Annotated in this window: 19 protein-coding genes; 11 read left to right on the forward strand and 8 right to left on the reverse strand. The window is 40.6% G+C overall.

Annotated features, from left to right (window positions below):
• The first annotated feature begins 93 nt into the window (after positions 1-93).
• The 4 genes from nagK to nagP are packed head-to-tail and all read left to right on the forward strand — an operon-like array spanning position 94 to position 4,455.
• Positions 94-1,002, forward strand: coding sequence for an N-acetylglucosamine kinase (gene nagK, locus AC27JL_RS06990; RefSeq protein ID WP_487195208.1), 909 nt, complete (start codon positions 94-96; stop codon positions 1,000-1,002).
• Complete coding sequence (gene nagB-II, locus AC27JL_RS06995) at positions 1,002-2,000, forward strand: glucosamine-6-phosphate deaminase NagB-II (protein WP_487195209.1); 999 nt, start codon at positions 1,002-1,004, stop codon at positions 1,998-2,000. The genes nagK and nagB-II overlap by 1 nt, the downstream gene beginning before the upstream one ends.
• Complete coding sequence (gene nagA / locus AC27JL_RS07000) at positions 2,001-3,134, forward strand: N-acetylglucosamine-6-phosphate deacetylase (protein ID WP_487195210.1); 1,134 nt, start codon at positions 2,001-2,003, stop codon at positions 3,132-3,134.
• Positions 3,135-3,162: 28 nt separating this feature from the next.
• The gene (gene nagP / locus AC27JL_RS07005) at positions 3,163-4,455 is read left to right on the forward strand and encodes an N-acetylglucosamine MFS transporter NagP (protein ID WP_006793532.1); all 1,293 of its coding nucleotides are present in this window, start codon (positions 3,163-3,165) and stop codon (positions 4,453-4,455) included.
• A gap of 123 nt (positions 4,456-4,578) precedes the next feature.
• Here nagP and AC27JL_RS07010 read toward each other — a convergent pair whose 3' ends face one another.
• Positions 4,579-6,078 carry a phospholipase effector Tle1 domain-containing protein gene (locus tag AC27JL_RS07010; RefSeq protein WP_487195211.1) on the reverse strand — a complete coding sequence of 500 codons (1,500 nt, stop codon included), beginning with the start codon at positions 6,076-6,078 and terminating at the stop codon, positions 4,579-4,581.
• Positions 6,079-6,188: 110 nt separating this feature from the next.
• Positions 6,189-7,493 (reverse strand): NAD(P)/FAD-dependent oxidoreductase, encoded by a 1,305-nt coding sequence (locus tag AC27JL_RS07015; protein WP_487195212.1) that lies wholly within the window; start codon positions 7,491-7,493, stop codon positions 6,189-6,191.
• A 238-nt stretch (positions 7,494-7,731) separates the two neighbouring features.
• Between AC27JL_RS07015 and AC27JL_RS07020 the strand changes: the two genes are divergently transcribed.
• The 4 genes from AC27JL_RS07020 (at position 7,732) to AC27JL_RS07035 (ending at position 11,720) form a co-directional block, all read left to right on the forward strand.
• Positions 7,732-9,660 (forward strand): RecQ family ATP-dependent DNA helicase, encoded by a 1,929-nt coding sequence (locus AC27JL_RS07020; RefSeq protein WP_487195213.1) that lies wholly within the window; start codon positions 7,732-7,734, stop codon positions 9,658-9,660.
• Between the two features lie 117 nt (positions 9,661-9,777).
• Entirely contained in the window at positions 9,778-10,851 is a 1,074-nt protein-coding gene (locus AC27JL_RS07025; protein WP_039037250.1) for a porin, read from the forward strand.
• Between the two features lie 12 nt (positions 10,852-10,863).
• The gene (locus tag AC27JL_RS07030) at positions 10,864-11,271 is read left to right on the forward strand and encodes a substrate-binding domain-containing protein (protein ID WP_010556059.1); all 408 of its coding nucleotides are present in this window, start codon (positions 10,864-10,866) and stop codon (positions 11,269-11,271) included.
• 140 nt (positions 11,272-11,411) lie between these two features.
• Entirely contained in the window at positions 11,412-11,720 is a 309-nt protein-coding gene (locus AC27JL_RS07035; RefSeq protein ID WP_058429407.1) for a YkgJ family cysteine cluster protein, read from the forward strand.
• Positions 11,721-11,756: 36 nt separating this feature from the next.
• Here AC27JL_RS07035 and AC27JL_RS07040 read toward each other — a convergent pair whose 3' ends face one another.
• Positions 11,757-13,121 carry a TrkH family potassium uptake protein gene (locus AC27JL_RS07040; RefSeq protein WP_487195214.1) on the reverse strand — a complete coding sequence of 455 codons (1,365 nt, stop codon included), beginning with the start codon at positions 13,119-13,121 and terminating at the stop codon, positions 11,757-11,759.
• A gap of 2 nt (positions 13,122-13,123) precedes the next feature.
• Entirely contained in the window at positions 13,124-13,777 is a 654-nt protein-coding gene (locus tag AC27JL_RS07045) for a potassium channel family protein (RefSeq protein ID WP_487195215.1), read from the reverse strand.
• Positions 13,778-14,058: 281 nt separating this feature from the next.
• Between AC27JL_RS07045 and AC27JL_RS07050 the strand changes: the two genes are divergently transcribed.
• Positions 14,059-15,384 carry a DUF4118 domain-containing protein gene (locus AC27JL_RS07050; RefSeq protein ID WP_487195217.1) on the forward strand — a complete coding sequence of 442 codons (1,326 nt, stop codon included), beginning with the start codon at positions 14,059-14,061 and terminating at the stop codon, positions 15,382-15,384.
• Positions 15,377-16,045 (forward strand): winged helix-turn-helix domain-containing protein, encoded by a 669-nt coding sequence (locus tag AC27JL_RS07055; protein ID WP_487195218.1) that lies wholly within the window; start codon positions 15,377-15,379, stop codon positions 16,043-16,045. Before AC27JL_RS07050 ends, AC27JL_RS07055 begins: the two co-directional genes overlap by 8 nt.
• A gap of 154 nt (positions 16,046-16,199) precedes the next feature.
• Here the strand turns inward: AC27JL_RS07055 and AC27JL_RS07060 are convergent, their stop codons facing one another.
• The 3 genes from AC27JL_RS07060 to AC27JL_RS07070 form a co-directional block, all read right to left on the reverse strand.
• Positions 16,200-16,817, reverse strand: a complete 618-nt coding sequence (locus AC27JL_RS07060) for a glutathione S-transferase family protein (RefSeq protein WP_006793540.1) — start codon at positions 16,815-16,817, stop codon at positions 16,200-16,202.
• A 54-nt stretch (positions 16,818-16,871) separates the two neighbouring features.
• Entirely contained in the window at positions 16,872-17,900 is a 1,029-nt protein-coding gene (locus tag AC27JL_RS07065) for an NADP-dependent oxidoreductase (RefSeq protein ID WP_487195220.1), read from the reverse strand.
• A gap of 180 nt (positions 17,901-18,080) precedes the next feature.
• A complete protein-coding gene (locus AC27JL_RS07070) occupies positions 18,081-18,569 on the reverse strand; it encodes a GNAT family N-acetyltransferase (RefSeq protein WP_487195221.1) in 489 nt (162 codons plus the stop codon).
• Positions 18,570-18,716: 147 nt separating this feature from the next.
• Between AC27JL_RS07070 and AC27JL_RS07075 the strand changes: the two genes are divergently transcribed.
• Entirely contained in the window at positions 18,717-19,922 is a 1,206-nt protein-coding gene (locus tag AC27JL_RS07075; protein WP_487195222.1) for an anhydro-N-acetylmuramic acid kinase, read from the forward strand.
• Between the two features lie 20 nt (positions 19,923-19,942).
• On the opposite strand, the gene AC27JL_RS07080 is transcribed toward AC27JL_RS07075, so the two are convergent.
• Positions 19,943-20,428 (reverse strand): hypothetical protein, encoded by a 486-nt coding sequence (locus AC27JL_RS07080; RefSeq protein ID WP_487195223.1) that lies wholly within the window; start codon positions 20,426-20,428, stop codon positions 19,943-19,945.
• Positions 20,429-20,811 lie beyond the last annotated feature (383 nt).

A 20,811-nucleotide genomic window follows, 5' to 3' on the forward strand; every position in this document is an offset into this window, starting at 1 on the left:
CTGTCATTTGTGTTAGTATAAGATTCATCCGCTCTGGCAGCGTGTTTTATTTTGAGTGTTATGCAACACGGTCGAACAAGTAAAGAGGCAAAAATGATCACCAATACAATTAACAATGAACTCTTTGTTGGGATCGATGGGGGCGGCACTAAATGTAAAGCAATTATCGTTAACAGCGCGAATGAAATTTTAGGAACGGGTATTGCTGGGCCCGGTAACCCTTTGCATGGATTTACACAGGCCATTAATTCTATAGAGCAGTCTGCCCAATTAGCTCTTAATGATGCAGGTTTAAGTGAAACCCCTTTGTCTTACTTAGTAGCAGGTGTGGGGTTGGCGGGTGTTAACTTACCAAGCCTACATAAACAAATGATGCATTGGAAAAGCCCCTTCAAAACAATGCATTTAACTACCGATTTACTTATTGCTTGTATGGGTGCACATCAAGGTGATGATGGTGCAGTGATAATTGCTGGTACGGGTTCGTGTGGTTTTTCATATGTTAAAGGACAGTCTTTTATGATTGGCGGGCATGGCTTTCCGCATGGCGATAAAGGAAGTGGTGCATGGATTGGCTTTACAGCATGTCAAAACGTGTTGTTGAGCTTAGATAAGCTAATGCCTAATAACATGCTGACTGAATGTGTTTTAAAGTATTTATCGGTCAATGATGCCATGGAGTTAGTTGAAATCATTGCAAATAAACCCGCTGCATTTTTTGCTCAATTAGCCGGGTGTGTATTTCAGTCAGCTGCGGCAAACGACGTTATTGCTATTAGTATTTTAAAAGAAAGCGGTGCCTATTTGAGTGACATTGCTCGTCGATTATTAGCTAAAAAATCACCAAGATTATCTTTTATAGGTGGATTGTCTTCGGTTATGACGCCTTGGCTAGATAAAGATATTCAAGGTGTTTTATCTGCACCTTTATCATCTCCCGAAATGGGATCAGTACTTTACGCGAAACAACAGCAAGTTAACTACAGCAGTCAGGAGCTATGATGTATCACACATTAATGGAAAAAGAAGCGGCGCAAACGCCTGAAGTCATTAAACAGCAAATTCTTGCTAATCAGCCTCTAGTAGAAAAAATTGGCCAAAAGCTACGTGATATTGCGCCAAAAATGGTAATGATCATAGGCCGTGGTTCGTCAGATCATGCTGGAGTATTTGGTAAATATTTAATAGAAATTGAAGCCGGTATCCCTGTTAGTTCAGCGGCGCCATCGGTTGCCAGTGTGTACGGTAAAACACTTAAACTTGATGGTGCATTGGTGATTGTTATTTCTCAATCAGGACGAAGCCCAGATATTATTGCCCAAGCTAAAATGGCAAAAGAAGCTGGCGCATACTGTATTGCACTGGTAAATGATGAGGCGTCACCGTTAAAAGACATTGTTGATGATTTTATTGGGCTTAAAGCGGGAGATGAAATATCGGTTGCTGCGACTAAAAGTTATTTATCTACGTTGTCAGCTTTAGTGCATTTAGTTGCTAATTGGACTCAAAATAACGAATTATTACAAGGGTTAAAGCTGTTACCTGAAGCATTAGATGCAATCATTGACTCACCAGTACAACTTCAGCCAGACGCATTTTTGCCGGTTAAAAACATGGTTGTATTAGCGCGCGGTTTAGGGTTTTCAGTCTCTAAAGAAATGGCATTAAAACTCAAAGAAGTGTGTGCTATTCATGCAGAGGCATTTAGTAGTGCAGAATTTTTACACGGCCCCGTTACATTAGTTGAACAAGGTTTAGTGATTTTAAACTGCACGGTAGAAGATGAAACCGCATACTCTCACCAGCAGCAAATAGCAGACGTAACCCAGCGCGGCGCTCAAATTATCAACCTTACTCAAAATGGGATTGCAGTGCACCCACGTTTAGCGCCGTTTTTAGTGCTGCAGCGCTTTTATTTAGATATTGCCAAAGTGGCTGTTAAGCGAGGCTTTAACCCCGACGAGCCCAAAGGGCTTAAAAAAGTAACAAGGACATTATAAATGTCAGTTCAACGTATTTTGGTTGCAACGCTGTTTGATGGTGATCAGTTTTTAAAAGAAAAAGTGCTCACAATTGACGCGGGTGTTATTACCGCTATTGATGATAAAACTAATAATGTAGATGAAACCTTATCAGGCTTAATTACCCCTGGGTTTATAGATTTACAGGTAAATGGTGGTGGAGGTGTATTGTTTAACCGAGCACGCAATGCATCAGAGGTTAAACGAATGCTTATGGCGCACGCTAAGTATGGCACGACAGCCATGCTGCCTACTTTAATTACCGATACAGTTGAAGTTATGCGTCAAGCGGCTGATGTAATAGCCGATGCGATTGTTAAACACATACCTGGCATTATGGGCATTCACTTTGAAGGACCGCATTTATCTATAGCTAAAAAAGGGGCACATAGCGAAGAATTCATTCGTCCTATTTCAGATAATGAGTGGCAAGTTTTATCGCGCAAAGATATAGGCAAAGTGGTGGTTACATTAGCCCCTGAAAATGTACTTCCAAGTGATATTACTCAAATGCGTGAGTTAGGCATACATGTTTGCTTAGGCCATACAAATGCGTGTTTTGAGCAGGCACAACGAGCCGTTGATGCTGGCGCTACAGGATTTACACATCTATACAACGCAATGTCACCTTTGCAAGGGCGTGAGCCGGGTGTTGTGGGGTGTGCTTTGCTAAATGATAATGCCTATTGTGGCTTAATAGTTGATGGTCATCATGTTGATTATGCTACATGCCAAGTAGCACTAAAAGCTAAACCTAAAGGGCGTGTGTTTTTAGTGACCGATGCAATGCCACCTGTGGGTACAAATGAAACTGAATTTGCTTTTTTCGATCGAACAGTAACACTTAACCAAGGCAAGTTAACCTCAACAACGGGGGAGCTTGCAGGCTCTGTACTTGATATGGCAACAGCTGTAAAAAATAGCGTTGAGCATTTGCAGTTGCCACTATCAGAAGCACTAAAAATGGCATCTTTATACCCAGCAGAGTATATTAACTCACCCACAACACATGGAAGGTTAATTGTTGGCAGCCCTGCTAATTTTGTTCAACTCGATACAAACCAACAGGTTATAAGCACGTGGATTGGTGGCGAACAGCTTTTTAAAAAATGATAATAAATATAAATAAAGGAAAAATAACATGACAACAAATGTTATGGATACACCTAAAAGCAGTAGCATACTGCCCATGGCTATTGTGGCAGTATTATTTTTTATACTGGGGTTTGCAACGTGGCTAAATGGTTCATTAATGCCTTATTTAAGCCAAATATTAAAGTTAACGCCATTTCAGGGATCGTTAATTTTATTTTCGTTTTATATAGCGGTGACTTTTACAGCGTTACCATCGGCAATGTTAATTAAAAAAGTTGGTTATAAAAACGGTATGGCGATGGGCATGGGGTTGATGATGATTGCCGGCTTGTTATTTATTCCTGCTGCGATGTCGCAAGTTTTTCCTTTATTTTTGTTGGCACAGCTAGTGATGGGCGCAGGACAAACATTGCTTCAAACTGCGGTTAATCCCTATGTTGTAAGGCTTGGGCCTGAAGAGTCTGCAGCGGTTCGTATTAGTATTATGGGCATACTCAATAAAGGGGCGGGTGTTATTTCACCCTTAGTGTTTACCGCGTTAATTTTAAGTAATTTTACAGATACAGTAGGCACTGAGCTTAGCCAGCAACAAGTTGATGACATGGCGAATGGTCTTATTCTTCCTTATTTAGGTATGGCACTATTTATTGGACTATTAGCGTTTGCCGTTAAAAAATCACCATTACCTGAACTTATTACTGACGATGCTGAGCAAACAAGAGGTAGCAGTGAAATAAGCGAAACGTTATCTCACCCTAACTTAGTTTTTGGGGCGATTGCCATTTTTTTATATGTTGCAGTAGAAGTTATTGCTGGCGATACCATTGGTACTTTTGCGCTCTCTCTTGGCGTTGCTAATTATAGTGTGATGACCTCCTACACCATGATCTTTATGGTGTTTGGCTATATTTTGGGTATTTTGCTTATTCCCAAATTTATAACTCAACAAGCAGCCCTCACACTATCAGCCGTATTAGGTATTGCTATTACCTTGTGCATTTTATTAATTGATGCACAGTCGTTTATGATTGCTAACGCATTATTAATACCATTAGGCGGCGCTAATTTACCCGATGTATTACTACTTATAGCGTTTTTAGGCTTAGCAAACGCTATTGTTTGGCCCGCGGTATTTCCACTTGCGTTGTCTGGGCTTGGAAAACTAACAAGCACAGGCTCTGCGCTTTTGGTTATGGGGATAGCCGGGGGGGCGTTTGGTCCAGTTTTATGGGGATTATTAAGCGGGTTTACTTCATTACAAACAGGGTATTCGGTGTTGTTACCATGTTATTTATTTATTTTATTTTATGCCGTAAAAGGCCATAAAATGAAAAAGTAATAACGTCCACCAGCGACCCAAACCCCAGTGCACTTTGCAGTATAAAGTGCACTGATGCTTAACTAACCTGAGCTCTGGCGAGGGGTACATTGATTACCCACAGCTAAAGTTAACTATTACACGTTAACTTAGGCGCGTTACTTTTAGTTTTATCCTGCCTGCGTTTGCCCCATAAAAACGGCTTAAGTCATTGGCGAAGGGACTAAATTCACCTGATTTAGTAATAGTCACCGTAGCGTCATTAGCTATTTTAAATAAAAATTCTTCGTTATTATTAATTGCACCAACTAATGAGAACCACTGAGCATCTGGAAGTCGTCTGAATGGTTCAAGTAACGCCATTGGAATTTCTTTAACGCCTAATTGCACGTCATCGCGATGCCATCCCATAGGTGTACACTTTATGCCGTCGTCAAACCAATGTTGATCAGGGTAGGGGGTAAAGCGATAGGTTGCACCCTGCTCAAGCATTAAGCCCGTTTTGTTATAAAATTCACTGGCAAATACCACCACATCTTGGCTTTGGCCAATACTTAATACGCTCATATTTTGGTTGGCAAGCGTAATGTGAGCACTTATGCCGGTAAAACTTAAGGTGCTGTTGTCACTGTAGCTTACTTTGTATGACTGTTTTTTAAGTGACTCTGGACGGTAGCTGGTGAGTTTATTAATCCGTGTAGCCACACTGTGGTGAACTAATGGCTTAATATTACTTGCTTCGTTATCCACCAGCACAAAGCACTCTCTATCTACTAGCTTAAAGAACGAGTTTAACCAAAAGTAATTTTGCTGATGGCTCAGTGCAAGTGAGTCGGGGATAACAGTGAGATCGTCTTGTGCAATTAAATTACTATCTGGAAGAAGAGTTTTGTAGTTAATATCGTGACTTGTTAACAATGAAATAGCTAACGGCTGCTCAATAATCCACTCAAGTGCATAACGTAAGCAAATATCAGCTAAACCATCACGGTAGTATCCACCGCCAATGTCTGAATGCGCGCCTGCAAACCACAGTTCAGTAATGTTATTTTGATGGTTCATCAGCGTAGGCTCAAACGCACGGCGTTTTTCATCAAGTGCCACGCAGTGCAGTGCTTGTGAAATATTATTAGCAATGGTGTGGTTTTCAAAAATAACATGCTCGGCGCCGCGTGTCGCTTTACTCACTTTTGATAAGCCAATTGAGGCCACGGTATCAAATACACATACGTACACATTATTACTAATCAAAGGTTCCAGAATTTTTGCAAAACGTCTAGCGAGAGCGCCACCTCGGCTAAAACCGGTAAGTAAAAGGGTATCGCCTAGCTGGTAATGTTTTTTAAAATCATGCATGGCTTGATTTAAAATACTGGCAACATCGTCACCACGTGGCGCTAAAGTTTGGTTTAAAATGCGTTTTAACCGGCTACCTTTAGTGCCAATACCTTGGTAATAAAAGCTCATTTGTTGCGAGAAAGGTGTAGTGGGAGAGCCATCAAGTTTGCCGCCTAATAATAAGTGCAGCTTAACAATGTTAGAAATACTACTGTCTTCTTTAAAATGCTCTGAGCTAAATTGGTCTGCGTCACGGGGCTCATTTCCTGTGCCATCAAAGTTAAAAACTAGTGTTTTTCCCGTCATTGCCTTATTCCCTAAGTGGTTTGTATAAATTTACATGGGAATTGTGAAAAATCAAAGACAGCGGTAATAAAAATTTATTAAATCTGCTTATTACCGCCATGGGTTATTTATTAGTGCAATTTCATTTTAGGGCGCACAACACGTAGTACCTTTTCGCTTATCCATAATGCAAAGGTTTTTGCGCTACCGTGTATGGCGCGCTGGTGCATACGATACAGCGAGATATACATAAAGCGGGCTATTTTACCTTCAATAAAAAAGGTGTTGCTGGTTAAGTTACCCATTAAATTACCTACCGTGCTGTAGCGCGATAAGTTAACGAGAGAGCCGTGGTCGCTGTATTTAAACTCGCTTAGCGGCTGGTGTTTAAGTGTTGCAATAAGATTTTTTTCAACACATTGTGCCATTTGATGGGCCGATTGCGCGCGTGGCGGTACAAGTTTTCCATCTTCTTGGGTAAAGGCGCAGCAATCGCCAAGTACAAAAATACTTTCATCTACGGTGCTTTGTAAGAACTTGTTTACTTGAATTTGGTTGCTGCGAGTAAGCTCAAAAACACCTAAGTCTTTAATAAAGTCTGGCGCTTTTACGCCTGCCGCCCATACCATAATATCGGCATTAATATGTTCTTCGTCTTTTGTAATAAACCCTTGCTCTGTGGCTTCTTTTACTTGGGTTTGTTCTAGCACGTTTACGCCCAATTTTAACAGCTCGCGTTTGGCACTTACGGCAATACGCTCTGGTAATGCAGGTAAAATACGTGGGCCGGCTTCAATTAAATGAATGTGCAAACGCTTAGACGACATATTTGTAAGCCCATATAGCTTTAGTAATTCAGACACATGGTAAAGCTCAGCTGATAGTTCAACGCCTGTTGCGCCGCCGCCAACAATGGCAATATCAAGAGATTGTTGCTGGTTGTCGTCTTGATGAAGGCGGGTAAAGCTATCGAGCAAAGAATGCTGAAAACGCTCAGCTTGCTGGTTTGAATCTAAAAAGTAGCAATGCTCTTTTATGCCTGGGGTATTAAAGTCGTTACTTACACTGCCAATAGCAATAACAAGGTGGTCATAGCGTACAGTACGCTTGGGCAAAATAGTGTGGCCAAGTTCGTCAAAAAGTGGTGCGAGAGTAATTGTTTTATTGCTTTGGTCGATGTTACAAAAGGTACCAAGTTGGAAATTATAATGATGTTTTGCGGCATGGGCAGAGTAAACTACGCCATCTAAATCGGGGTCAATAGAGCCTGTAGCTACTTCGTGCAGTAACGGTTTCCATATGTGGGTGCGGTTTTTGTCTATTAGTAGAATTTCTGCGTGTTTTTTCTTTCCTAGTTTATGCCCTAATTGAGTTGCAAGCTCTAATCCGCCAGCGCCGCCGCCAATAACGACGATTTTAGGAGTGGTTATGTTCATGACTATGCCCTTAAAAATAATATACCCAAGCAATCTGTTTTATTATTTTTAAAATGACTTGGGTATCAAAAAATTATTTTGGCAAAGCTCACTTTTATGGGGCTATAGTGTGCGCCTAAATAATGGATATGTCAGCAGTAAATCCCCTAATTTACGGTATACTAACTTGCAAATACTTCATCTAGGCTGCATTTTTCTGTTATAGCCCTGTGTTATCAACGCCAAAAAGGACATTTTTATGAATACGCCGCTTTTACAATCACTTGAGCAACATTTTGGTTTTAATCAGTTTAGAGCAGGGCAGCAGCAAACTATAGAGCAGCTTTTAAATGGGCAATCGTCCCTTGCTATATTCCCTACAGGATCGGGTAAGTCGTTATGTTATCAGCTAACGGCTATGCATTTAGAAAACTTAACGTTAGTGGTGTCGCCATTACTAGCCTTAATGAAAGATCAAATTAGTTTTTTAAATAGTAAAGGTATTTACGCGGCAAGCCTAGACTCAAGCCAAGACCAAATGCAAAGCAGCACCGTAATGAACGATGTGCGAAATGGTAAAATTAAAGTGTTAATGGTGTCGGTAGAGCGCTTTAAAAACGAGCGATTTAGAGAGTTTATAAGCCAAGTTGCGCTGTCTATGCTGGTGGTAGATGAGGCGCACTGTATATCTGAATGGGGCCATAACTTCAGACCTGACTACTTAAAACTACCGCGATATCGCGAAGAGCTAAATATTCCACTAGTACTATTGCTTACCGCCACCGCCACTAAAAAAGTAAAACGCGATATGAGCGAGCGTTTTAATATTGCCCCTGAATGCATTGTACAAACTGGCTTTTACCGCGCTAACCTCGATTTAAGCGTGCTAAGTGTAAAAACGGCTGATAAAAACACCGAACTTACAAACATAGTGCGTGCGCAAAATGGCCCAGGTATTGTGTATGTAACACTGCAGCAAAGTGCTGAGCAAGTGGCTAACACGCTAAGTGCGCAAGGTATTCAGGCGGTTGCGTATCATGCAGGGCTTGAAGATACACTCCGGTGGCAAATTCAAGAGGATTTTATGGCGGGTAAAATTAACGTAGTTGTAGCAACTATAGCCTTTGGTATGGGCGTTGATAAATCAGACATTCGCTTTGTTATTCATTACGATTTACCAAAATCGATTGAAAACTACAGTCAAGAAATTGGCCGCGCAGGGCGCGATGGCAACCCATCAAACTGCTACACGCTTGCTAATTTAGATGGCCTAAACACAGTAGAAAACTTTGTATATGGCGACACCCCTGAGCTGAGTGGCATTGAATATGTAATTAACGATATTCGCCAAGCCAAACAGCAATGGGAAATGCAAGAATACAGCCTTTCAAGCGAAAGTAATATTCGCCAATTAGCACTTAAAACATTACTGGTTCAACTTGAAATGCAAGGCGCAATTACGCCGCAGTACGCCTATTACGCCGATTTTAAATACAAGTTCTTGGTTGATAAAAACGAGCTACTTAGCCAGTTTGACGAGCAGCGCCAAGGCTTTTTAACGCAAATATTTAGCCATACCGATTTTAAAAAAATATGGGGCACGCTCAATTTTGACACCCTTACCCAAGCCGCGCAGGTTGACCGTAAACGGGTTGTGGCCGCGCTTGACTACCTAGCCGAAAAAAACCTTATAACGCTTGAAACCAAACGCATTACCCAAGTATATAAAGTGCATAGTGAAGTTATAAATAACCCAGAGCTTGCCCAGCAGTTACACCACTACTTTGCTGATAAAGAACAAGCTGAAATAAAACGAATTGCTGCTTTAGTGCGCTTTTTTGAGCTACAAACTTGCCTGAGTTATAACTTAGCGCGCTATTTTGACGACCAAAATGCGCCAGCGCAATGCGGGCATTGCAGTGTATGCCGTGGTAATGCTGTAAAACTAGAATACTCACTAGCGCCTGTAACTATTAATGATGACGTTATTTATCAAAAAGTAGATGAGTTTTTGGCGCATATGGCCACAAAGGGAGTTCATAACGTGGGTGTTGAAACCCAGTGCCGTTTTTTAGCGGGTATGAGCGTGCCATTGTTTGCTCGTAATAAGGTACGCCAACTCAGCGGATTTGCGCTTTGTGAGCAACAGCGGTATAGCGATATAAAAGCCACACTGCTTGGCAGATAGCTATTAAAGTAATGATCAAACCTGCATAATTATAAAAAATGTTAAATTTTTGTTTGTTTTTTCAGCGTTTAACTATACTCAACATGACTATTAAGGTCATATAAAACGAGGTGAACGATGAAACTGCAAAAATTGATGCTGTTAGGAGTGTTTATTTCAGGGACTAGTTACGCTGAAATTAATATTTCAGGCTTTGCAAGTATTAACGCGGGTAAAGTACTCAGTGGAAGTGGTGTGCCGCAATATGGTGTTGAGCCAACCTTTTTGGCTGACTACCCTAATGTGAGTGGCTACACAGAAGACTTATCTTTCTCTCCAGAGTCGTTAATTGGTATACAAGTGTCGGGGGATCTTGGTGAGGGCTTATCTGTCACAGGTCAAATTGTTGCCCGAGGTGTAAACGATTTTGATGCTAATTTTGAGTGGGCATATATTTCGTACGAAATAAATGATAATTGGACGGTTCAAGCAGGTAAAAAGCGTTTGCCTCTTTTTTATTACTCAGATTTTTTTGACGTAGGTTACGCATATGTATGGATGCGTGCACCTGCCGACAATTATACATGGCAAGTATTTAACTATGAGGGCATAAACCTTCTCTATTCTGGCTCGATTGGAGAGTGGGGTGTGTCTGCTAATGTGTATGCTGGTAAAGAAGACGATGACGACAACAAACTGCTATCAGACTTTTTCTTTCAAGAGCCTACCCGAGAAATTTGGGAAGATATGCTAGGTGGTGTACTTTCGTTAAGCCATGATTGGCTTGAATTGAGAGTAACGCATATGCAATACACTAATAAACGCTTTCGTTCTGGAGAGCCGGTTTTATGGGATGGAAAAGATAGCCGTGATGGCAAATTCTATGGCTTAGCTGCCAATTTTGATTTTGGCGACTTTTTTGTACTAAGCGAACTTAACCGTTTAGATCTAGACGGAAACCTAGACACTTATATGATCAGTGCAGGGTATCGGTTTGATGCAATTACGCCTTATGTGATGTTTTCAGATTTTGAGCAAGAAGGTGAGGGAGATACTGAAAGCCATAATACCTTTGCGGTGGGGGTTCGTTGGGATTTTCATCCTTCGGCGGCACTCAAAATGCAGTACGACAGGGTAAAAGATGATTCATTCGAGTTAGCGGTAGCGGGTGATAGTAAAGCAATCACGCTTGGTGTTGATGTTGTATTTTAAGGGGAATTAAAAATGAAAAAATTAATGTTATGTGTACTGTTTTTGTTTAGCAATGTTGCCTTTGCTGATTTTGCTATTATTGTACATCCTTCAAACGAGAGTAGTTTTGATGAGTCCGTCATTAGTCGAATTTATACCGGAAAAGAAAAGTCGTTTAGTAATGGCAATACGATCATTCCAATATCACAAGATTCAAAAAATCCGACTACGGAGCAGTTTAACAGTAAACTGCTTAATAAAAGTGCGTCGCAGTTAAGAGCTTATTGGTCAAAGCTTATTTTTACGGGAAAAGGAACACCACCCAAAGAGCTAGAAAATGATTCAGAGGTGATCAAAATGGTTGCAGCTAACCCAAATACGATTGGGTTTGTTTCGGCATCTGCCGTGTCTGATGATGTGAAGGTGGTATTAAACTTTTAATTTAAAATTAAAGGCCAACAATAAAGCGTGTTAGCGAGTAGCACGCTTTTTATTATTCTATTTATTCACCATTAAAATTAACTAGCGCGTTTAGCCAGTTCGTGTATCCTACTTAGTGTGTTTCTTTTATTTAAGCCACTATGCCTAACACTGTTATTCCAAGTAAAACTATTTCCTCTACACCTGAGTCCGTAACCTGCGCTAACTGCCAAGCGTGTTGTTGCCAATTAGAAGTGCGCATAGTAACCGACACCGGTGTGCCTTTTCAGTACATTGATTACGACAAGTGGGGCAGCGAAGTAATGAAACGCGGCGATGATGGTTGGTGCCAAGCACTCGACCGCAATACGCTAATGTGTACCATTTATGAAAACCGCCCACTTACTTGCCGTGAGTTTGAAATGGCCTCGAACGAGTGTATTACAGAGCGCGAAATAGCCGGTATTTAAAAATACGGACTAACTAATAAACCCGCGTTTGTGTTTTTAACCAATAGAGAGTTGTGCGCTTGGGTATCTTAGTTTTTTACTTCGTGGACTTGCTAAAAAGTAGGCGAGAGTGAGCGGGCCTATTCTGCCCATAAACATTAAAAACATAATGATAAACTCCCCCAGCGGTGATAACGATGACGTTAAACCGCGTGAAAGTCCTACCGTACCCAGTGCCGATACCGCTTCAAAAGCAATATCTAAAAAAGGTGCATCTTCAACGACCAGTAATGTAAAAATAGCCAACCAAGTGACTCCCGCTGAAATAACGGTTAAGGCTAATGCTTTATACACTGAATCTTTGTCTATTTCTCGGCGTAACACGGTGACGCCCTTGTCACGCCTTAAGTAGCTATAGGTTGCTAATATTAAAACGATAAACGTAACGACCTTTATGCCACTTGCAGTACTCAAAGAGCCGCCACCAATAAACATAAGCATCATAGTTAAAGCGGTACTTGCATTTTTTAACTCTTCAATAGCAATGGTATTAAACCCCGCAGTACGAGGGGTAACGGCTTGAAACCAAGCTGCTAGCCATTTACCTACTTCAGATAACGGCTGCAGTGTTTTTGGGTTATCGTATTCAATTGCGTAAATAAGCAACAATGCAATAACGTTAATAATAACAGTGCTGATCAGCATTAATTTACTGTAGGGACTGAGCTTAGCCCAACGCTTTGACTTATATAAATCGGTTAATACGGTAAAGCCAAGGCCACCAATAATAAACAAACAGGTAATTGTTAAATTTACAACGGGGTCTTCTACATATTGCATTAAGCTATTGGGGCTCAATGCAAACCCTGCGTTGTTAAAAGCGCTAATAGTATAAAAAAGTGCATGAAAAAAGCTTTTTTGTAAGCCCATTTCGGGTAGCCAATACAGCGTTAAAATAATAATGCCTACAGATTCAACGATTAGCGCAAACAGCAAAACAGACTTAGCGGTATTTACCAAAGTAGATGTATCTGTTTGATTAAAAGCAGCTTTGGTCACTGTTTTTTGAATAAAGCCAACTTTATTACCCAGTGCCATTAAAGTTACAACCGCAAAGGTCATTAAACCCAGACCACCTAGTTGAATTAATAGCGCAATAACGCCTTGTCCAAAAGGAGTAAACACTGAACCAGTATCGACTACAACTAATCCGGTTACAGTCACCGCGGAGGTTGCTGTAAACGCACTTTGTATCCATGAAATAGGCGCATAGGTTGCAAAAGGTAGTTTTAACGCCAACGCCCCTAGCGTTATTAATATTAAAAAACTACAGCAGAGAACAAGCGGTGGAGCCGCATTGAGTTTTTTATGCCCATTGGCTTTTCGATCTATAGGTGTTTTGAGAGGGTGCCATAAAACCATAATTATAAAAGCCTTGGTGCAAGATAGTTTAGTTCGACTCGGCTACCTGATAACAGTAAAGTGTCGTAGGTAAGTAACTCAAAGTCGTCATCAAGTTTGACAAACGTTTGCTTTGCGCGCTTGACCAATAATGGGTTTACAGTGCCTTTTATTTCTTTAAGTAAATGCCCTAGTTTTGTTTTATGTAAGTGCGCTTTTATACTTACTTCAACAACGTATAAGCCATTGCCTAAGGAAATATAGTCGTTTACTACAGGGTAATTAAGCGCTTGTGCAACGCGCACGCCCATTTCTTCTTCAGGATGAATAATGCGTGTTACACCTAGCTTAGAAATAATTGTGTGATGGGCTTTGGTGCTCGCTTTTACCCATATTTGCTTAACAGCTAGGTTTTTTAATGCAAGGGTGCACAGAATGCTCGATTGCATGTCTTCTCCAATCGCCACTAAAATTGCCTGACTGCTCGCTAAATCAAGCTCTTTAAGTGCGGCTTCATCAGTGGAGTCGCAAACAACGGTTTCAGATAAATGCTCAACATATTTTTCAGCGAGTTTAGGGTTACTATCTACCCCAGTGACTGTATGCCCTAAATGAATTAACTCAAGGCTTGCTGCAATGCCAAATCGACCCAATCCGATCACTGTAAAATGTGCCATGTTGATACCTAAATTAAAGTTAAAAGAGAGAAGTGGTAAAGTCCATTTGGTCAATAAACAGTTAATACATAGGCTGTAAGCATCACTATTTTTATCCAACCCAACATACGTATTACTCCTTCTGCTGAAGTTAGAATATGAGTTATTAAAGTAACAATGTAGGTAGGCGTTAAAAGCTTTATAAAGATTTAACGAATTAGATAAAAAACTTTATAAAAACTTTATAGAGACAATCTCGAAAAGGCAGTAGTCTAGGTGCTCAAATGTTAGAGGAATAATTAATGAATCAGGCAGAGGCTAAACCACGTTGGTATAACGCATTGTTTTTGGCAGTAATAATGCCATTAATTGTTGTTATTGCCATTTACCCTGTGCGTAATTGGTTTACTACCACCGATATCGTGATGCTTCAGTTATTATGGGTGACTTGGGTTGCTGTGCGCAGTAATCGTCGTCTTGCCATACTGACCACCTTAGTGAGTGTAGCGTGTACAGATTGGTTTTTTGTTGCTCCAAATTTCACTTTTCATATTGAAAACATAGAATATTTAGTAACCTTTATGGTTATGCTCATTGTTGGTTTTGTGATCAGCCAATTGGCAGGGGAGCTCAGTACTAAAGTTAGGGATGTGCAATTACATGCAAGTAATAGTCGCACCTTGTACGAACTGGCCAAAGACTTAAACAGCCTAGATACGCTGGATGAACAAAAAAAGTACTTTGCGCAGCGCATCAGTAAGCATTTAAACGCATCTTGTACATTTATACCTGCAACATCGCAGGGCAATAGTGAGTTTATATTGCTTAGTGAAGTTAACCCTAGTTGGGGCGGGTTTAATTTTACTAAACGGTTAACGCAAGGGCAAAAAGCCTTTGCTGACACTGCTATTTCGCTTCTTTATCAGGTACATGAAAAAACGTTATTACGCCAGCAGTCGGCTGCTATTTCGGTGCAAGCGGAATTAGAGCGCGCTAAAAATGCACTTTTACGTAGTTTGTCTCACGATTTACGCACACCACTGGCAACCATTATGGGCGCATCGAGCATGCTTGCAGATGATGAGATTACCCTCAGTGACATCGTGATAAAAGAGCAAGCGAGTAATATTTATGAGCAAAGTAAAATACTAAATGAGCACTTTGATAAAGTAATGGAGTTAAGCCGAGTTAATAAAATGGGTGAAAACCTAAGTTGGCAAACAATAAACTTACAAGCACTACTTAGTGAAGCTAAAGCTAGAAGGCAGCAGCAACTCACTGATTTTGTCATAAATACCAATATAGACGCTCAGACAACATGCGAAGGGGATGTGACTTTGTTAGAAATTGCGCTGGCTAATATGCTCGAAAATGCATGGCGTTATGGTGATAAAAAGGTGAGCGTTGAATTTACGCAAAGTACTAATCAGCAAAAGGTAGTTTATCAGTTACTTCTAACTAATAACTTGGTAATTAAAGGGCAAACAAGTAACGATGAAGGCGTTGGGTTAGGCAGCATTATTTGTGATGTGGTTGCTAAATTTCATCAGGGCACATTTACATTAACAATTAATAACGAAACAAATATGGCGTACGCAAAGTTAATCTGGGAAAAAAGTAATGACTAAAATCTTGATATTAGAAGATTCTCCCCCCCTACAAAGCTTTTTAAAAACTTTGTTGCAAGCCAGTGGCTACGAGCTAAGTATTTGTGATAAAGGGTTAGATGGCTTTGCACGTTTAAGTGAGCAAAGTTACGATCTTGTATTGTTAGACTTGGGCCTTTTAGACATGGATGGTCAAGACTGGTTAATTGAGTTTAGACAATGGAGTGCCTTACCTGTTTTAGTGCTGTCGGCTCGAGATGGCGAAGTTGAAAAAGTCACAGCGCTTGATAATGGGGCAAATGACTATATTACTAAACCGTTTAGCGCGAATGAGTTGCTAGCCCGAATTCGGGTTTTATTACGCACCCAAAGCCAACCGAGTGTGGCATTTACCTGCGGGAATATAAAAATAGATCCGCAAAAGCACAGTGTTACCACTTCTGGAAATGAGGTAAAACTCACTAAAAAAGAGTACGCAATACTCTTATTGCTGTTTCAAAATAAAAATAAAGTACTCACCCATAATGCAATCTTAAGCCATATTTGGGGAGCGCAGTATGTAGAGCGTCCTGAATACGTAAGAGTCCATGTGGCACAGCTCAGACAAAAACTAGAGGCTAACCCTGCGAGTCCAAAATATATTTTAACTGAACCGGCCGTGGGTTATCGATTGGTTGACTAAAAATGAGAACTTTAGAGTTTTACTCTACAGCACAATGATCCAGATAAATTATTTTTAATTGAATTTTAATACGCTTGAGCAAATTAGTGTAAATAAAACAGAGCAGCAAAAATGTTTGCTATGACTGTGTTTCCACAGTCATAGGCGTATAAAATTAGTCGTATTTAGCTTCTAGCTCATTAGCCGTATGAAACTTCTCGTGGCTTTGTAATTGCTCGTCGTATTTTACTAGGTTTTTAAAGTGACCTAGCTGGCCTGAATTTTTAACAATTTCAACAATAAACGACATCATAAAATCGGCGCCGGTTAGGGTGTCGCCAACTAAATAACGTTTACCTTCTAGACGGTCGTTAAAGTAGCTAATTACTTTAGCGGTTTCGGCGTCGGCGTAGCCTTCTAAAAATTGTGTTTTAGCGCCATCTTTAAGCACAAACATTTTAAGTAGTAGCGGTAAAATGGCAGAGCTTTCAGCAAAGTGCAGCCATTGTTGGTAATCAACGTAGTCAGCGGTGCCAGCCTTTGGTGCAAACTTTCCGTTACCGTATTTAGTAATTAAGTAATCAGTAATAGCGCCAGATTCGGTAACAATTAACCCATCGTCTTCAATAACCGGCGACTTACCGAGTTGGTGAACTTGCTTTAGCTCATCAGGCGCTAAAAATGTGTCTTTGTTACGTTGGTAAGCAACAATTTCGTAATCAACTTCTAGTTCTTCTAAAAGCCAAATAATACGTTTTGAGCGCGATTTATTTAAATGGTGTAGTTTTATCATGTCAGTCCTTGTTGGCGTTGCTGGTTGCAGTAACGCTGTGTTTATATATTTTAGTTAAAGTGCATCGTTGATTTTAACAACGGTTTTACCAAAGTTTTTACCACTGATCATATCGTTAAATGCGCTTACAGTGTTTTCAATACCTTCTACCATGTGCTCGCGGTATTGTACTTTGCCATCCTGTAGCCACTTTTGCATGTCTTGGGCAAATTCATCGTAGCGGTGACCGTAGTCGTCAAAAATTATAAAGCCTTGCATTTTAATACGTTTAGTAAGCAACTGCCCCATTAGCATACCCATACGATCAGGGCCTTCAGGTAAGCTTGTAGCGTTATACTGCGATACTAAACCACACAGCGGTACACGAGCTGCGGTATTAAGTAATAGTAATACGGCATCAAACACTTTACCGCCCACATTTTCGTAATAAACATCTATGCCTTTATCACAGGCTTTTTCTAGCTGCTCTGCAAAGTCATCGGCTTTGTGATCAATACAGGCATCAAACCCTAGTTTTTCAACTGCATGGGCACATTTTTCGCTGCCACCAGCAACGCCTACCACTTTACAGCCTTTGATTTTAGCTATTTGGCCAACGGTTGCGCCAACTGGCCCCGTTGCTGCGGCTACGACTACCGTTTCGCCTTCTTTAGGCGCACCAATATCAAGTAAGCCCATGTAAGCCGTAAAGCCCGGCATACCCATAATGCCTAGCGCGTACGAAGGATTAGCAGGTTCTTTGCCTAATTGCATAAGGCCTTCGCCATTACTAATGGCGTAACTTTGCCAACCTGTGTAGGCAAGTACCCACTCGCCTTCGCTAAATTTATCGTTTTTAGACTCTTCTACTTGGCACACAGTAGCGCCAACCATTACGTCACCCACGTTTACCGGATCGGCGTACGACTTTGCGTCGCTCATGCGGCCACGCATGTATGGGTCAAGTGATAAGTAAATAGTGCGCAGCAGCACCTCGCCATCTTTAAGGGCTGGTAAATCGACTGTTTTAAACTCAAAGTTTTTATCGGTTGGAGCACCGTGTGGGCGTGATGCTAAAGTAAGTTGACGACTAGTTGCAGACATAAAATTCTCCTTTTGAATATGAACCCACTTAACGAATGTGTATGCGTTTAATAACCCGATTGGCATAAACAATAATGCGCGCTAAGTAGTAAATGTATGTACAAATTTGTACCTTACAACAGGAGTTTTGGGCGAGGGGCTGTTAATTCAACCTTAAGCGGAGTAATTATTCTAAAAGGTTTATTTGAGCTTGCTAAAAATATGACTATCGTAAAATGCGCCATTTTTATAAATGGCTTGTTTAAGAACGGCCTCGGCCTTAAAACCACATTTAGTCAGTGCCTTTATAGAACCAGTATTACCAGCAAATACAGCGCCAAAAATACGGTTTAGGTTTGAGGTTTTAAACGCGTAATCGCAAATTTTTGTAATAGCGTGAGTCATTACTCCTTGCGCCCAAAAGTGGCTATTAAGCCAATAGCCTATTTCGCCACTTCGGCTATACTCGAATTCTCCGGGCGTTATGCCTATACACCCTGCAAATTGCCCATCTACAACAATGGCCTTAACTATTCCACTTTTAGAACCCTGGTTTATCCACCAATCGGCGTCGGCTTGAGTATACGGAAATGGAATTTTAGACGATAAAAACCGCGTCACCTGTTCATCGTTTAAGGTATTAATAATGTGTGGCGCGTCCTTTGGTTTAAAGTCTCTTAGGGTAATCATTGTTTTAATTAAGTATAGGGTGAATACGGTTTAACTTAGCAAGCAATTAGAGATTGCACAATCACAAAGATTAACCGCTTACGCCTATAACTTTGTTTTAAAGTACTCTAATATAAGCAAAATATAATACTGTTTAAGATACTTTTTATGCACCCACACATAGCCGCCCTATATAATAGTGCCCAAAAGCCAAGCCGTTTAATTGTAGGTTTAATGAGTGGTACCTCGTTAGATGGACTCGATGTAGCGCTGTGTAAGGTAAGCGGCGCGGGCTTAAACACACATATTGAAATATTAAATTTTACCACCGTTGAATATAGCGACGATTATAAAACTAAAATAAAGCAGGTATTTGCAAAGCGAGAGTGCGATTTAGAACTAGTAACCTTACTACACCCTTGGGTAGGTAAGCTCCATGGCAATATGGTTAATCAGTGCTTACATACTTGGCAGGTAAATCCAGCAAGTATTGATGTTATAGCCAGTCATGGGCAAACAATTTACCACTGCCCACAGTCACAGCATAATCATAAAAGCTTTACTAATGGCACATTACAAATTGGCGACAGCGACCAAATAGCCGTTACTACCGGCATTACAACCATTGGCGACTTTAGGCAAAAACACATAGCCGCAGGAGGCGAAGGTGCCCCACTTGCGGTATATGGCGATTACTTGTTTTTTTCAAGCCTTGTTGAAAACCGTATTTTACTTAACATGGGTGGTATAGCTAACTTAACTTTTTTACCCAAAAGCGGTGATGCAAACAGTGTATTTAGCTCTGATATTGGCCCGGGTAATACAATAATGGATGCCTATGTACAAAAATATTTTGAGGGGATGCATTTTGACGACGGTGCAAAAATAGCAAAAGCAGGGAAAGTAAATATGCCTTTACTTCATGCATTATGCGCAGATGACTTTTTTAATTTAAGCATGCCCAAAACAACAGGGCCAGAAGTGTTTAATTTAGCGTATTTAAAAGCCGCTCAAGCACTCACCAATACGCTTGACTTAACTCACCACGATGTAATGGCAACACTCAATGCATTTAGTGCTAATGTAATAAGCGATGCAATAAAAAAGTGTGCTAAACACGAGGCTAATTGTGTAGTGTATGCCAGTGGTGGTGGAATACATAACCCACTATTAATGGAGCAGCTTTTAAACCTTTGCCCAGAGGTTAAGGCGTTTAAAAACACACAGGTATTAGGAATAGATCCCGATGCTAAAGAAGCCGTGTTATTTGCTATTTTAGCCAACGAATGCCTAGCAGGTGAGCAGCAACACCTTAATAATACCGCGCAAGGTATTGCGGGAGTGACTATGGGAAAAATAAGTTTTCCTGACTAACCGCTATTGATAAAAGCGTTTTAAAACAATGATAAAAAGGTCGAGCCTACCCCAGCAAAATACCGGCGAAAACCTTGTGGTTTTGATTGCTCGATATTTATAAGTGGCGCGTTGTAGCCGCCCTCAAATGCGTTAATATTCATATCAAACTGAAGGCTATTTTTTAATGTAGCGTATTTACCGTGCAACATCAGCTGCATTACAAAACATTGGCTATGGGTAATTTTGTTTAAAGTAAGGTTAACGTAACCACGCTCTAAATCGGCTTGCGTAATAACGTTCTCAGTAAAATACTGAGCGCCACGGGCACTTGGATGTGTTGCGCTCAGCGAAATAACATCACCTTCATGTACAGCATCTGGCAAATCGCATTGCAATGTAATTGCATGAAGCGCATTAGCTTGTACCGAAAGGTTTTCGTATTCCATGGTGTGGCTCATAGCCGCAGACATCGGATCATCAAGTGATTGCAGTGCAAATGTTAGTTGCACTAGAGGTGTGGTCATTTATTTCGTCTTCTAGATTATAAAAAATACAGTTTGAGTTTAAATTATCGCCTACTTAGATTGCAGTTTTATGACAAATTGCACTTAATCGGATAATCGCTGCTTTTTGATCAAAAAAGATCGTTATAAGGTTTTCATGGAATTTAGGTGACGTTTGTTGTGAAAGTTGGTGAAACTTGCGATCCAGCCTAAAAGGGTATTAATAGTGCTTATAAATAGTGCTTATAAATATTGTGGGGTAAGCATGTAGGCAGCAATATAATTTATATACGCAGAGCGAGTTTTCATTTTCAATTCTATGAATTTTAGCTGTATATATACAGCCATAGTACGGTCGCTTGCATAGTCAAGAAAGCGGCCCCATTGCTCGTTTTATACTATGA

This window comes from Pseudoalteromonas sp. 4NS20-0020 (assembly GCF_057554385.1).